This window comes from Brevundimonas vesicularis (assembly GCF_900445985.1).
Taxonomy (GTDB): Bacteria; Pseudomonadota; Alphaproteobacteria; order Caulobacterales; family Caulobacteraceae; genus Brevundimonas; species Brevundimonas vesicularis_D.
In genome coordinates, this window is record NZ_UAQP01000005.1 from 1,382,971 (window position 1) to 1,396,119 (window position 13,149).

The window sequence follows — 13,149 nt, forward strand, 5'->3', positions numbered from 1 at the left end:
GCCTCAGCGCATCGTCGGAATGACGAACGAGCTGTCCGAATGCTCCAGCGCCGAGTCCGGCCAGCGGGCCGTCACGGTCTTGGTCTTGGTCCAGAAGCGGACGCCCTCCATGCCGTGCTGGTTGATGTCGCCAAAGGCCGAACGCTTCCACCCGCCGAAGGTATGATAGGCGACCGGCACCGGGATCGGCACGTTGATCCCGACCATGCCAACATTGACCCGGGCGGCGAAGTCGCGCGCCGCGCGGCCGTTCTGGGTGAAGATGGCGACGCCGTTGCCGTACTGGTGGTTCGACGGCAGGGCCAGCGCCTCCTCGAACGTCTCGGCCCGCACGATCTGCAACACCGGACCAAAGATTTCCTCCTGATAGGACGACATCTCGGGCTTCACATGGTCGAACAGCGACGGGCCGATGAAATAGCCCTTCTCGTGACCTTGCAGGCTGAAGTCGCGGCCGTCGACGACCAGTTCAGCGCCTTCCTGCACGCCTTTTTCGATCCAGCCCGCGACACGCTCGCGATGCTGAGCCGTGACGACGGGGCCATAGTGGGCGCCCGCATCGGTCGAGACGCCGACCCGCATCGAGGGGATCTCGGCGACCATCCGCTCGCGCAGTTCGTCGGCCGTCTTCTTGCCGACCGGCACCACTACCGGCAGCGCCATGCAGCGTTCGCCCGCCGAGCCATAGGCCGCCCCCGACAGATCCTTGATCACCTGATCCATGTCGGCGTCGGGCAGGACGATGCCGTGGTTCTTGGCGCCGCCCATCGCCTGGACGCGCTTATGGTTGGCGGCGCCCGTCTGATAGACATAGTGGGCGATGTCGGACGAACCGACGAAGCTGACGGCGTGAACCAGCGGATGGGTCAGGATGGCGTCGACCGCCGTCTTGTCGCCGTGGACCACGTTCAGCACGCCGTTCGGCGCTCCGGCTTCCAGCATCAGTTCGGCCAGACGCACCGGCACCGAGGGATCGCGCTCTGACGGCTTCAGCACGAAGGTGTTGCCCACTGCGATGGCCACGCCGAACATCCACATCGGGATCATGGCCGGGAAGTTGAACGGGGTGATGCCCGCCACCACGCCCAGCGGCTGGCGCATCGAATAGACGTCGATGCCGGGGCCGGCGCCTTGGGTGTATTCACCCTTCAGCGCGTGCGGGATGCCGCAGGCGAACTCGATCACTTCCAAGCCGCGTTGAATGTCGCCCTTGGAGTCGGCGATGACCTTGCCGTGCTCGCTGGACAGCAGTTCGGCCAGTTCGTCCATCCGCGCCTCGACCAGGCGTTTGAAGTCGAACATGACGCGGGCGCGGCGCTGGGGATTGGTCGAAGCCCAACCGTCAAACGCGTTCTGCGCCGCCTGGACCGCACCATCGACCTCGCCCGTCGTCGCCAGTTGCACGCGAGCCTGTACATCCCCGGTGTTGGGATTGAAGACGTCGCTGAAGCGTCCGGACGCGCCGTCGAAAGCCGCACCGTCGATGAAGTGGCGAATGTCGCGCATGGCCTGGGTGTCCCTGTTGGTTTTTTTGTTGCGGCTATGGCTATCACCCCTGCGCGCCGGTCGATAATGCAAAGTTGCAGGCAACATTCTGCGTTTTTGCAAGATGGCTAGATGGCCATGTACGATTGGGACGATCTGCGCATCTTCATCGCCGCGGCGCGCGCTGGCTCGCTGGGCGGCGCAGCGCAGCGGTTGGGCGTCGACGCCGCCACAGTCGGGCGTCGCGTCGCGCGGCTGGAAAGCGCGCTGAAGTCCACCCTCGTCGTCCGCTCGACCACCGGGCTTCAGCTGACCGCCGCCGGCGCCCAGCTGCTCGATATCGGTCTGGAGGCCGAAAGCGCGATGGAGGCCGCCGGCCGCGTGACCCAGCACGACGCGCCCGCCGGCGTCGTGCGCGTCAGTGCGTCCGAGGGGTTTGGCGTCACCTTGATGGCGCCCGCCCTGCCCGCGCTGCGTCTGGCCCATCCGGGCCTCAGGATCGAGCTGGCGGCCACTTCCGGCTTCCTGTCCCCGACCCGCCGGCAGGTCGACATGGCGATCACTTTGGCCGCGCCGCATGCCGCGCGCCTGATCGTCGAGCCGCTGACGCCGTATCAGCTGGCCCTCTACGCCTCGCCCGATCATCTGCACCGCAACGGCGTTCCGAAGACTGTCGACGACCTGAGCCGCTTCGACATCGTCGGCTATATCGACGATCTGATCTATGCGCCCGAGTTGCGCTATCTGGACGAGGTCCGGCCGGGTCTCGCGCCCCACGTCGCCTCGTCTTCGATCCGGGCGCAGCGGGAGATCATCGCCGCCGGGGGCGGCGTCGGCGTCCTGCCGTGCTTCCTGGCCGAGGGTCTGGTGCGCGTGCTGCCGTCGATCCTGATCGAACGTCGCTTCTGGCTGGCCACCCACCGCGACGTCCACGACACCGCGCGTCTGCGCACCGTGCGCTCATGGCTGAAGACCCTGTGCCAAGCACAACAGTCCAGCTTGAGGCCGTACTAATCTGGCTCAGAACAGACTGTGTGTTTTTCGGCCCACACCAACGCGTTTTTGATAGTTCGTGGAACGGAGGTCTCGTTCAAATCTTAATAGATGACGAACGAGGCCTGCCATGACACTGACTTACAGCCTGACACTGATGACGGCCCTGCTGGGCACCCCGACTGGCCCCCTGCTCAAGGACGCGGCCCTGTATAGCGCGCCTCAACCCGCCATCGAACGCGCCGTCGCCACAAAGACCGAAGGTAGCGACCGCTTCAGCGTGCGCCTGCGCTGCACCGCGCTGGCGTCTGGCCATGTCACGGACTGCGTGGTGCTGGAAGAAACCCGCCCCGGTATGGGCTTCGGTGAAGCCGCCCTGGCGCTGATGAATGGCGCACAGGTCGCCCCGATCATGGACCGAGGCCGCCCCGTCGATGCGCCGTTCGAGCGCACCATCGACTTCACGCCGTAAGGCCTAGCTCAGCCCCACATGAAATGTCCCCGGTTGCTCGCAGCCGGGGACATTTCATATGGGGCTATGTGTAGAGGACAAATAGCGACGTCCCTCGCCCTTGCCGGGCGAGGGAAAAGCCGGCCTATCGCGCAGGCGCGATGCGCCACACCGTGTTCGACAGGTCGTCGGCGACGAACAGCACACGCTTGTTCCCATCGAACGCGACGCCGACAGGACGCCCGCGCGCCTTGCCGTCCTTCAGGAAGCCTGTGGCGAAGTCGACGGGCTGGCCCGCCGGGCGGCCAGCGTTGAAGGGCACCCAGACGACCTTGTAGCCGGACGGGTCCTGACGGTTCCAACTGCCGTGCATGCCGATGAAGGCGCCGTTGGCGAACGACCCGCCAAAGCCGCCATTGCGGGCGAAGTCCAAGCCCAGGGCGGCGACGTGCGAGCCCAAGGCGTAGTCAGGCTTGATCGCCTTGGCGACCATCTCGGGGTTCTGCGGCATCACGCGCGGGTCCCGGTTCTGGCCCCAATAGCTGTAGGGCCAGCCGTAGAAGGCCCCGTCGCGCACTTGGGTCAGATAGTCCGGGACCAGTTGCGGCCCCAGTTCGTCCCGCTCATTGACGACCGACCACAACAGATTGGTGGTCGGCTCGATGGCCAGGGCCGTTGGATTGCGAATGCCGGTGGCGATGGTGCGCCGCGCGCCGGTCGCCCGGTCGATTTCCCACACTGTGGCGCGCTCTTCTTCGACTGCCATGCCGCGCTCGCCGATGTTCGAGTTCGAGCCGGTGCCGACATACAGCTTCGACCCGTCCGCGCTGGCGGTCAGGGACTTGGTCCAGTGGTGGTTGATGCGCGAGGGCAGTTCCGTCACCCGCTCGGCGGGGGTCGCGATGCCGGTCTGGCCGGGCTGGAAGGCGAAGCGAACAAGCGCCCCCTGTTCGGCGACATAGAGATAGCCGTCGATATAGGCCAAGCCGTAAGGTGCATCGAGGTTGTCCACCAGAACCGTCCGCAGTTCCGGCGTGCCGTCGTTGTTCGCGTCGCGCACCAAGGTGATGCGGTTGCCGCCTTTGATCTTGGTGTTGCCCTGCTTCTTGATGACGCCGGCGATCACATCCTTGGGCCGCATGGCGGGCGCATGGCCGCCGCGCCCCTCGGCGATCAGCACGTCGCCATTGGGCAGGACCAGCATCTGACGCGGAATCTTGAGATCCGTGGCGAAGGCGCTGATCGTAAAGCCCTGCGGCACCGTCGGCGTCTCGCCGTTCCAGCCTGCCGGCGGGCTGATCTTCATCGGCGGCACCAGCGTCTCGTTGACCTTGGGCAGGTCGGGCGTCGCGCCGGTCTGATTCAGTTGCGGATCGCTGGCGTTGCCGCAGGATGCGACCGTCAGGGCCATGGCCAGCGTCGCGGCGCTTGCGGCGAGCAGATTCTTGTTCATCGGACGGTCTCCCGCGCGGCGTAGGCGGTCCAGCCGGCGACCAGGACCAGGATTGTGCAGAGGATGGACAGGATCAGACCGAAGGCTCCGACGGAGCTCCACGCGTCCTGGCTGTGTTTGAAGGCGTTCACCAGCCCCAGCACCCAGGCCAGCGCAAGCGCGACCAGATGCACGGTCGCCCGCCGTGACCGCCCGCGGCGCAGGCCGACGACGAAATCAAAGATCGAAAACAGGCCAGCCACACCCCCGAAGACCAGCGCTCCAGTGATCAGCCAGGCCGAGAAGTTCGTCCACTGGACCTCGGCCGTCTTCAGATAGGCGATGTCGGTGAACAGGGCGAAGGTGAACAGCGCGATCGGAAACGCCAGTAAAAGCCCATGCAGCGGTCGAACGACCGCGCCTGATAGTCCGTGGGTGTTCATTCGGCCCTCTCCTGAAGTCAGGCTTGGCTAACCGTCTGGTAGGGAAATGGTTCACCGGATCGCCATATCGGCGGCGCGTCATTTGCGCCCAACGGTCGATCAGACCGGAGCGAGAAGCACCAAGGTCTGAAATACGACTCCGATCCCGCCGAGCAGAGCACCGGCGACCGCAAGCCGAAAACCAAAGGCGCGAGTCTCGTCGCTGGGCTTCATTCTCAGCCAGACGATGCAGCGCCAGCACAATAAGGCGATCACCAACAGACAGATCAGGCTGAAGATCAGACCTGCTCCATTCCATGCGCCGGCATCATCGCGAGCCACGTCGCTGGCGCTCGACAGCAGATACAGGCCCAAGAAATGGGCGGCCCAGATCAGGAGACCGCCCAGCATCAGCAGCCAGAACCTCATGCGCCGACGCCCGGGAAGAGGCGGATCAGAAGGGTCGTCGCCGCGCCCTGAACCGCCGTGAAGGCCACGAACAGGGCGACCACTTCGAAGGTCGCCGGATAACGGGACGACACCAGGCCGCAAAGCCAGCGCAGCAGGACGAACGGCCCCATCAATAGCGAAATGCCGACGAATGTCCCTTGCCAGGCCAACAGCGCATAGACGGTCGCGCCCTGGCTGGAGGCGTCGGGGCGAAGGCCCGAGCTCCACCAGGCCGAGGCCTCAGACGCAAAGGCGCCGCCCGCCGCCACGGTGGCGACCAGCATCAGGACAGAGGCGATGGCGGCGCTGCGCGGCCGGTCCAGCTTCAGCGCGCCTTGCGAAGCCCAGGCGCCGATTCCGGCGGCCGCCAGCAAACCCAGGGTCAATGGCAGCGAGCCGATCTCAGGCGGCTCCTGCCACAGGTCCGGCCGCCGGCTCCATAGGAAGACGTAGGAGAAGCAGGCCATGATCGCGACCATGCCCGACACGATCAGGGTGATGACCATCGCCCACCAGCCGTGACTGCTGGGGCCGGACACATAGGTCGGCAGTCGCACGCCGCCGCCGACGTCCACCGTCGCTGGACCGCTGGGGCGATCCAGTCCCCAGCACCATTTGAGGATGCAGTAGACCGCCAAGACACCGCTGACCAAGGAAGCGACGTAGGCCTGGATCGTCAGGATCAAAAAGAACCCGGCGGTGAAGATCGCGCCCCAGACATACCAACTGGACGGCCGGGGCATCCGCTGGAGATATTGGGGTTCGGCGTTGATCGGACTGGTGATCATGGTCTCGCGCTCGCCGCGCGGCGCGCCGGGCAGGAAGTAGCGGCCGGCCTTGACGTCGCGCGCCAGGTTCGGCTGGTCCCACACCGGATACAGGCTCTTGATCACCGGGACGGAGCGCAGCGAGTAGCGACCAGCGGGCAGCCACTCCAGCCCCGGCCCGCCGAAGACATTGCCCGCGTCCTTCTCTCCGAAGGGCCGGAAATTGCGGATCATGTCGATCAACCACAACACCACCGCCAGGCCGAACATGAACGAGCCGACGGTCGAGATCATATTGGGCAGGTCCCAGCCTCGATCCGGCAGATAGGTATAGACCCGGCGCGGCATGCCCATCAGCCCGGTCAGATGCATGGGCATGAAGGTCACGTTGTGACCGACGAACATCAGCCAGAAGATCCACTTGCCCCACCGCTCGCTCAGCGGCCGGCTGCTGGACATCGGCGTCCAGTAGTAGATGGCGGCGAAGAGCGGGAAGACCATCCCGCCGATCAGGACGTAATGCAGGTGGGCGACGATGAAATAGCTGTCGTGGGCCTGCCAGTCGAACGGCACCATGGCGACCATAACCCCGGTCAGCCCGCCCATGACGAAGATCACCAGCCCCCCGACCGCAAACAGGCCGGGTGTGTTGAACCGCATCTTGCCCGCCGCCAGGGTGGCGATCCAGGCGAAGACCTGCACCCCCGCCGGCACGCTGACGGCCATGGAGGCGGCGCTGAAATAGTTGATCGAGATCTTTGGCATGCCCGTGGTGAACATGTGGTGCGCCCAGACGCCGAAGCTGATGAACCCGGTCGCCAGCATGGCCAGGACCACCAGCCGATAGCCGACCAGCTTGGTCTGGGCGACGGCCGGGATCAGGGTCGACATCGCCCCCGCCGCCGGCAGGAAGATGATGTAGACCTCGGGATGGCCGAAGAACCAGAACAGGTGCTGCCACAACATGGGGTCGCCGCCCTTGGCCGCATCGAAGAAGGGCCAGCCCAGCGCGCGTTCCAGCTCCAGCAGCAGGGTCGACAGAATGATCGACGGGAAGGCGATGATGATCATGCAGGCGAAGATCAGCATGGCCCAGGCGAAGATCGGCAGCTTGTCCACCGTCATGCCCGGCGCGCGCGTCTTCAGCACCCCTACGATGATCTCGATGGCGCCGGCGATGGCCGAAATCTCAATGAAGCCGATGCCCAAGAGCCAAAAGTCGGCGTTGATGCCCGGCGAGTAAGTCGTCGACGTCAGCGGTGGATACATGAACCAGCCGCCATTCGGCGCCAAGCCGAAGAACAACGAGGCGAAGAAGCACAGCCCCCCGACCAGATAGGCCCAGAAGGCGTAGGCGCTCAACCTCGGGAACGGCAGGTCGCGCGCCCCCAGCATCTGCGGCAGCAACAGTACGCCGAGCGCCTCGACCGCGGGCACCGCGAACAGGAACATCATCACCGTGCCGTGCATGGTGAAGATCTGGTTGTAGGTTTCCTGCGCCAGGAAGCCGGTCATCGGCAGGGCCAGTTGGGTCCGCATCAACAGCGCCAGGACGCCTGCCAGCACGAAGAACAGCATGGCCGCGCCGACGTAATAGACGCCGATGTAGTTGTTGTTGATCGCCGTGATCCACTCCCACGGACGCCGCGGTCCGCACCAGACCTCGTCGAGCTGCTCCAGCTCGCCCTCGGGCCGGGCTTCGGTGGTGGGGAAGCGTTTGTAGAGTTCGGGATCGAACCCGGTTTCCGAACTCATTTCAGGCTTTCCAGATAGGCGGCGACGGCGCGCACGTCCTGGCCCGAAAGGACGGCATAGGACGGCATCCGGTTGCCGGGCTTCAGGCTCTGACTGTCCGAAATCCAGCCGGCCATCGTCCCTTGATTGTTCGGCAGGATGCCGGCGCCCAGCGTCTGGCGCGAGCCGACGTGGGTCAGGTCCGGTCCCGCCAGACCGTTCGCCTCGGTTCCGCGAATGGTGTGACACGCGGCGCAGCCCGAGGCGGCGAAGACGTTGCGCCCCTGGTCGATCAAGGCAAGCGGCCCCTGAGCCGAGGGCACGACGGCCGCCGGCCGCGACTGACGCGCCAACCAGGCGACATAGTCGTCCGGCACATGGGCCACGACCACCAGCCCCATCAGGGCGTGAGGACCGCCGCAGTATTCGGCGCATTGGCCGCCGTAGGTGCCAGGCGCATCGGCTTGCAGGCGCATGAAGTTGCGGCGGCCGGGGATCATGTCGGTCTTTCCGCCCAGGCGCGGCACCCAGAAGCTGTGGATCACGTCCGCGCTTTCCAGCTCGAACACGACAGGCTGGCCGGCCGGGATGTGGACCTCGTTGGCGTCCTGGACGATTTCTCGCCCCTGACCGTCCAGATAGGCGACGCGCCACCACCACATTTCGCCAGTGACGCGCACCCGCATTTCGCCGGGCTTGGGCGCATCGGCCACCCGCGCGGTCGTGGTCAGCCCATAGACCAGCAGCCCGGTTAGAACGACCACCGGGAAGACCAGTCCCGCAATCCAGATCAGGCGTTCGCCGCCGACCCGCCGCTTCCACTTGCGCGGCCCGAACAGGGCGATGCCCAGCGCCACGGCCACCACAACCATGACCACCGCCGCCATGATGAACAGCACCCAGGCGACGGTCTGGATCGGTCCGGCGAAGGGTCCGGCCGGATCCAGCACGGGTGGCGGCCAGCCGGCGATTCCGGGAGGGGCGTCAGTCTTCATCGAGCGTGTACAGATAGGCCGCGACGTCGCGGGCTTGGTCTTGCGTCAGGGGCATGGGCGGCATGGCGGTTCCGGGGTCCATCGACGGCGCGTCGATCAGCCAGCGGATCAGGACATCGGGCTGGTTAGGCAAGCGTCCGGCGATCAGGGGGCGCGCGCCGAACCCCGCTAGGTTCGAGCCGGACCGGCCCTCGGGCCAGGCGACGCCGGGAATCCGGTGACAGGCCGCGCAACCGACTTCCTTGATCACCGCCAGTCCGGCGGCCGCATCGGCCTGAACCACCGGCCGGGGTAGGTCGGACTTGTCCACGCAGGCGCACAGGGCGAGCGCCAGCGCACAGGCCGCCGCCCGTCGTCCAATCGCCTCGCCCGTCGTCCGAAAACCCATCCGCCCCCCAAAGCTTCGCCAGAGCAATCCCCTTGTCGGAAGGAGGTTCCCGACTGCGACATGGAGCCTCGCCGCATCGCCCCAAGGAACCTTCGCCATAAGCAGGTGTTGCACCGCCGTGCGCGCCTCCCTTTCCGTCCTTGTTCTGCTGACCGGCCTCGCCGCCTGCGACTCCACGCCTGGCCAGACGGATCGCACCTTCACGGCGAATGGTCAGGTCATCGCCATGAGCGGCGGCGCCGGCGGGGCGGCCAATGCCTGCTTCACCTGTCACGGCCTGGACGGCGGCGGGGACGGGGTCGCCGCCCCGCGCCTGGCGGGTTTGGACGCCGGCTATCTGCAAAAGCAGTTGGAAGACTATGCATCGGGCCTTCGTCCCGACGACGCCATGACCCGCATCGCCAAGGCCTTGGACCAGCAGGGCCGACGCGAGGTCGCCGTCTACTACGCCGCCCTGCCCGCGCCGCCTACGCAAACGCCCGCGTTGATGGCGCCTGCGCCCGCCATCTATCTGAACGGCGACCCTTCGCGCGGCATCGTCGCCTGCGCCGCGTGTCACGGCGACCGGGGGCAAGGCTCGGGCCAAGGCGGCAATCCGCAGATCGCCGGTCAGCCCGCCGCCTACACGCTGGAACAGATCGACCGCTGGAAAGCGGGCAAACGCCGCAACGACCCGCGTGGCGTGATGGCCGCCGCCGTCAAATCGCTTTCGGACCCAGAAGCCCGCGCCATAGCGTCCTGGCTGTCGACGCAACCCGCTTCTCCAGCGCGCGCCAGCGCCGCTGCCACCGGGTCCGCTTCGGTCGAAGCAGCGGCACGACCGGCAGCATCGCGTGAAACACGTCGTCCCTATCGATCAGATGGTGCTTGAGCGCCGCGCCGGCGTGGATCGGGATCATCAGCAGCAGCGTGATGACCAGTCCCCAGTGCATCCATTCCGCCGCCGCCTCGATCGCCCATAGCTGGGTGTTGGACAGATCCTGCAGCGGCAGCAGCGGCCATTTGATGAAGCCCAAGGTCTCCAGCTGACGCGTCCGATCCGTCGCCGAAATCATGGCCCATCCCGACAGCGGCAGGCCGAACAGGCAGATATAGAAGACATAGTGGGTCACATGGGCGGCCATGCTTTCCCAACCTGGCTTGTCCGCATCATTGATCAGGTCGGGCGCCAGTAAACGCCATGACAGCCGGCCGATCACCAGGATCAGCATCAGCACGCCGATCGCGAAATGCAGGTCGTAGGCGGCCATCATGGCCCCGCCCACCGGCTGGCGCCCCATCCACCAGCCCCAGCCGAGCTGGAAGATGACCAGCCCCGCCATCACCCAATGAAAGCCGATGCCGACGGGCGAGTAGCGACCCTCGTCATGGTGACCCGCCGCCCATTCCAGCAGCTGCCTGAACAGTCTTTCGATCATGCCGGATGCGCCTCGGCGTCAGGGCCGATCATCCGCCCCAGCCGACACAGAGCGGCGAAGAGATACAACGCCGCCGCCGGCGCCCACATAATCAGTCCGGCCGCCTGCTGGTCCTCCAGCGGCGTCAGGCCCCATTCCAGGGTCGAATAGGCGTGGGGCCCATAGACCGCCTGACCTGCAAACGTCAGCACCGCCCCGAGCAGCCCCATCGCCAGCATGGCCGCCAACAGGGCGATGACCGCCGCCGGTGCAGACGCCGACCGCGCCGCGCACCAGAACCAGACGGCGCTCGCCAGCAGACTGATCTGCATCAGCCAATAGACCGCATCGCTCGACAGGGCGGCGCCATAGGCGTCGGGCGCGTGCCAGGCCCAGAACACCACCGCCTGCACCGCCGTCGCCAGGATCAGCGACCCATATCGTCTCATGGGCAAGGCCGCCGCCAGCAAGGGCGCGGCGAGGCCGACCAACAGCACATGATGAACCGTCCGCGCGGAGAACAGCGCCGAGCTAAGGGCGCACAGCGGGGAGACAAATCCAACGGCTAAAACAGCGACGGCCGTCAGACCATAGCCGCGCCGCCGCCCTTCCAGCCGCCAAAGGACCAACCCCGTCGCAGCGGCCAGCAAAAGCAGCAGCACCGGATCCAGGTTCCAGCGCCACTCGCCAAAATCCGGCGCAGGCCCGCAGTAGGGTCGCCACGTCCCACCTGACGTCGTCGTCGGATCTTGCACCGCTAGCTGCCCCCTCTCACGCTCAGCTTCCAAAGCGGATGACGGTCCGCGGGGTTCCGAGCTCAACGTTCGACGGCGGTCTCCTGGCTCGGTCGCTCTCCATCCGCGACGACTCGTTGTCGCCGCGCAAGCAGCGGCTTGACCCTGTGGGCGCCATGGTCATCAACTTGACGACACTGCGCCGATCATGATGGTGAGCGACAGGGTTCGGCCGGGCTCCAGGCCGATCAGACCATGATCCTCGACAGGCGGAGCGTTGTGGGCGTCCGGGCGGTGAGTGACGGGTTCGACGCAACAGAAGTCAGCGTCGATAGGCATATAGACCTGGCTCCAGCGCGCGGCCGCGTCGGCGGTCAAGGTCACGCGGCGACCGCCGCCGTTCAGGAACGCCTCTCCGCTCCAGCCTGCATAGGCGTGGTCGACGAAGGGGGCGTCGGTGAGATCTAAGCCGTTCGACCAGTCCACAAGCTCGGCGGCCGGCGCCAGCCGTTCCGGAATTTGACGGGCGTCGGTCATCCATACCGCCTCGGCTGGAAGCGTGAGCCGGCTGTCTGGATATCTGTGGAAATAGGGGTGCAGCCCCAGGCCTGCCGGCATGGCGTCCTGGCCCGTGTTCGTGACGGAAATGCCGATCCGCAGTCCCTCGCTGGACAGGGATACGCTTTGCCGCGCGAACCAGGGCCATGGCCAGCCGTCGGGATCGCCGGCCCAATCCAACGTCATTGCGACTGTATCGGCGGATTGTCTTTCGACCGTCCAGGACTGCAGCCAGCCCTCGCCATGGATCGCATGGGGCGCGAACCGATCACGCACTGGCAGGTGAACCGAGCTTCCCTCGAAAACGAAGCGACCGTCGGCGATTCGATTGGCGTAAGGGACCAGCGGGAAACAGGCCGTCTCCAAAATGTCGGTGGCCCCGTCTGGTGTGGGGCGGAACACCGGCTGACCGCGCCAGTCGAGGCTCAGGACCGACCCACCCAACCCTGGCGCCAAGGTCGCGCGCCAGTCGCCGGCCCTCAGAGCGATCACAGCTTGATCCGGTTCTGCGGCAGGCCCGGCGTCTTGACGCGCACGCGATAAAGCCCGCCCAGGGTCGGCTGCTCGGCCCGCTTGTCGGCGTTCCCCAGCCAAGCCGTGGTCATATAGAGATCGCGCAGGTCCGGGCCGCCGAAGGCCGCCTTGGTCACCGTCTGGACCGGCACGTCGATCTTGCCAACCCGTGTGCCATCCGGGGCGAAGCGGGCGACGCCCCAGCCGTTGAAGAGGCCGACGTGGAGCACGCCGGCCGCATCCATGCTGGGACCGTCGGCATAGCCGTCCTCAGTCACGGCGAAGACACGCTTGTTCGACAGCAGGCCGTCCGTATGGTCGAAGGCCAGGACCGTCTTCTTCAGCGTGTCGTGGTGATAGAGTGTGCGGCCGTCGGGGCTGAGGCAGGGGCCGTTGGTGACCCCGTAACCGTCATCGTGCCGTGTCAGCTCGCCCCGGAACCAGCGATAGAGCGCGCCGGTTTCGACCTGTTCGCTGTCGTCCATCGAACCGAACCACAGCGACCCGTCAGGCGCGACGAAGCCGTCGTTCAGACGGTTCTGCGGCCGGTCCTCCTCGACCGGATGGAAGCGCGAGAAATCGCCCTCCTCCGGGTCGAAGCGATACAGACCGCCCCGCACGCCGCAGACCAGCGAACCGTCCTCGGCGGGCAGAGCAAAGCCGGTCTGGTCGGGCGTGTCCCACGAACGCTTCTCGCGGGTCGCGGGCGTGTAGCGGTGCAGCTTTCGTCCTTTGATATCGACGAACCACAGCGCCCCACGCGCGGCGTCCCAGACCGGGCCCTCGCCCAGCTCCGCCTGAATATCCCAGATCAGTTCCGGCTCGCTCAT

At 66.3% G+C, this 13,149-nt stretch carries 13 protein-coding genes and 1 pseudogene; 3 read left to right on the forward strand and 11 right to left on the reverse strand.

Features of this window, described 5'->3' with window-relative positions; translation table 11 throughout:
• Nucleotides 1-3: 3 nt before the first annotated feature.
• Nucleotides 4-1,506 carry a CoA-acylating methylmalonate-semialdehyde dehydrogenase gene (locus DT343_RS06925; protein ID WP_112862252.1) on the reverse strand — a complete coding sequence of 501 codons (1,503 nt, stop codon included), beginning with the start codon at nt 1,504-1,506 and terminating at the stop codon, nt 4-6.
• Between the two features lie 111 nt (nt 1,507-1,617).
• Between DT343_RS06925 and DT343_RS06930 the strand changes: the two genes are divergently transcribed.
• Together DT343_RS06930 and DT343_RS06935 are read left to right on the forward strand one after the other, a co-directional pair.
• Nucleotides 1,618-2,499 carry a LysR family transcriptional regulator gene (locus DT343_RS06930; RefSeq protein ID WP_258522515.1) on the forward strand — a complete coding sequence of 294 codons (882 nt, stop codon included), beginning with the start codon at nt 1,618-1,620 and terminating at the stop codon, nt 2,497-2,499.
• A 109-nt stretch (nt 2,500-2,608) separates the two neighbouring features.
• On the forward strand, nt 2,609-2,950 hold the full coding sequence (locus tag DT343_RS06935) for a TonB family protein (RefSeq protein WP_112862253.1): 342 nt from the start codon (nt 2,609-2,611) through the stop codon (nt 2,948-2,950).
• Nucleotides 2,951-3,074: 124 nt separating this feature from the next.
• On the opposite strand, the gene DT343_RS06940 is transcribed toward DT343_RS06935, so the two are convergent.
• The 6 genes from DT343_RS06940 to DT343_RS06965 all read right to left on the reverse strand — a co-directional run bounded on the left by DT343_RS06940 (nt 3,075) and on the right by DT343_RS06965 (nt 9,117).
• Nucleotides 3,075-4,340 (reverse strand): PQQ-dependent sugar dehydrogenase, encoded by a 1,266-nt coding sequence (locus DT343_RS06940; protein WP_439897221.1) that lies wholly within the window; start codon nt 4,338-4,340, stop codon nt 3,075-3,077.
• Between the two features lie 38 nt (nt 4,341-4,378).
• Complete coding sequence (locus DT343_RS06945) at nt 4,379-4,804, reverse strand: DUF2231 domain-containing protein (protein ID WP_112862255.1); 426 nt, start codon at nt 4,802-4,804, stop codon at nt 4,379-4,381.
• A gap of 99 nt (nt 4,805-4,903) precedes the next feature.
• The gene (locus tag DT343_RS06950; protein ID WP_112862256.1) at nt 4,904-5,212 is read right to left on the reverse strand and encodes a hypothetical protein; all 309 of its coding nucleotides are present in this window, start codon (nt 5,210-5,212) and stop codon (nt 4,904-4,906) included.
• Nucleotides 5,209-7,755, reverse strand: a complete 2,547-nt coding sequence (locus DT343_RS06955) for a cbb3-type cytochrome c oxidase subunit I (RefSeq protein WP_112862257.1) — start codon at nt 7,753-7,755, stop codon at nt 5,209-5,211. The genes DT343_RS06950 and DT343_RS06955 overlap by 4 nt, the downstream gene beginning before the upstream one ends.
• Nucleotides 7,752-8,729, reverse strand: coding sequence for a cytochrome c oxidase subunit II (coxB, locus tag DT343_RS06960; protein ID WP_112862258.1), 978 nt, complete (start codon nt 8,727-8,729; stop codon nt 7,752-7,754). The genes DT343_RS06955 and coxB overlap by 4 nt, the downstream gene beginning before the upstream one ends.
• Entirely contained in the window at nt 8,719-9,117 is a 399-nt protein-coding gene (locus tag DT343_RS06965) for a c-type cytochrome (RefSeq protein ID WP_112862259.1), read from the reverse strand. The genes coxB and DT343_RS06965 overlap by 11 nt, the downstream gene beginning before the upstream one ends.
• A 226-nt stretch (nt 9,118-9,343) precedes the next feature.
• On the opposite strand from DT343_RS06965, the pseudogene DT343_RS17775 reads away from it, so the two are divergent.
• Nucleotides 9,344-9,808: pseudogene (locus DT343_RS17775) on the forward strand (c-type cytochrome); the annotation flags it as partial.
• A gap of 7 nt (nt 9,809-9,815) precedes the next feature.
• Here the strand turns inward: DT343_RS17775 and DT343_RS17780 are convergent.
• The 4 genes from DT343_RS17780 to DT343_RS06990 all read right to left on the reverse strand — a co-directional run bounded on the left by DT343_RS17780 (nt 9,816) and on the right by DT343_RS06990 (nt 13,149).
• Nucleotides 9,816-10,535, reverse strand: coding sequence for a cytochrome b (locus tag DT343_RS17780; protein ID WP_045811114.1), 720 nt, complete (start codon nt 10,533-10,535; stop codon nt 9,816-9,818).
• Complete coding sequence (locus DT343_RS06980; RefSeq protein WP_220116498.1) at nt 10,532-11,269, reverse strand: cytochrome c oxidase assembly protein; 738 nt, start codon at nt 11,267-11,269, stop codon at nt 10,532-10,534. Before DT343_RS06980 ends, DT343_RS17780 begins: the two co-directional genes overlap by 4 nt.
• Nucleotides 11,270-11,431: 162 nt before the next feature.
• Nucleotides 11,432-12,298: an aldose 1-epimerase gene (locus DT343_RS06985; RefSeq protein ID WP_112862262.1), complete on the reverse strand. Its 867-nt coding sequence runs from the start codon at nt 12,296-12,298 to the stop codon at nt 11,432-11,434.
• Nucleotides 12,295-13,149: an SMP-30/gluconolactonase/LRE family protein gene (locus DT343_RS06990; RefSeq protein ID WP_112862263.1), complete on the reverse strand. Its 855-nt coding sequence runs from the start codon at nt 13,147-13,149 to the stop codon at nt 12,295-12,297. The genes DT343_RS06985 and DT343_RS06990 overlap by 4 nt, the downstream gene beginning before the upstream one ends.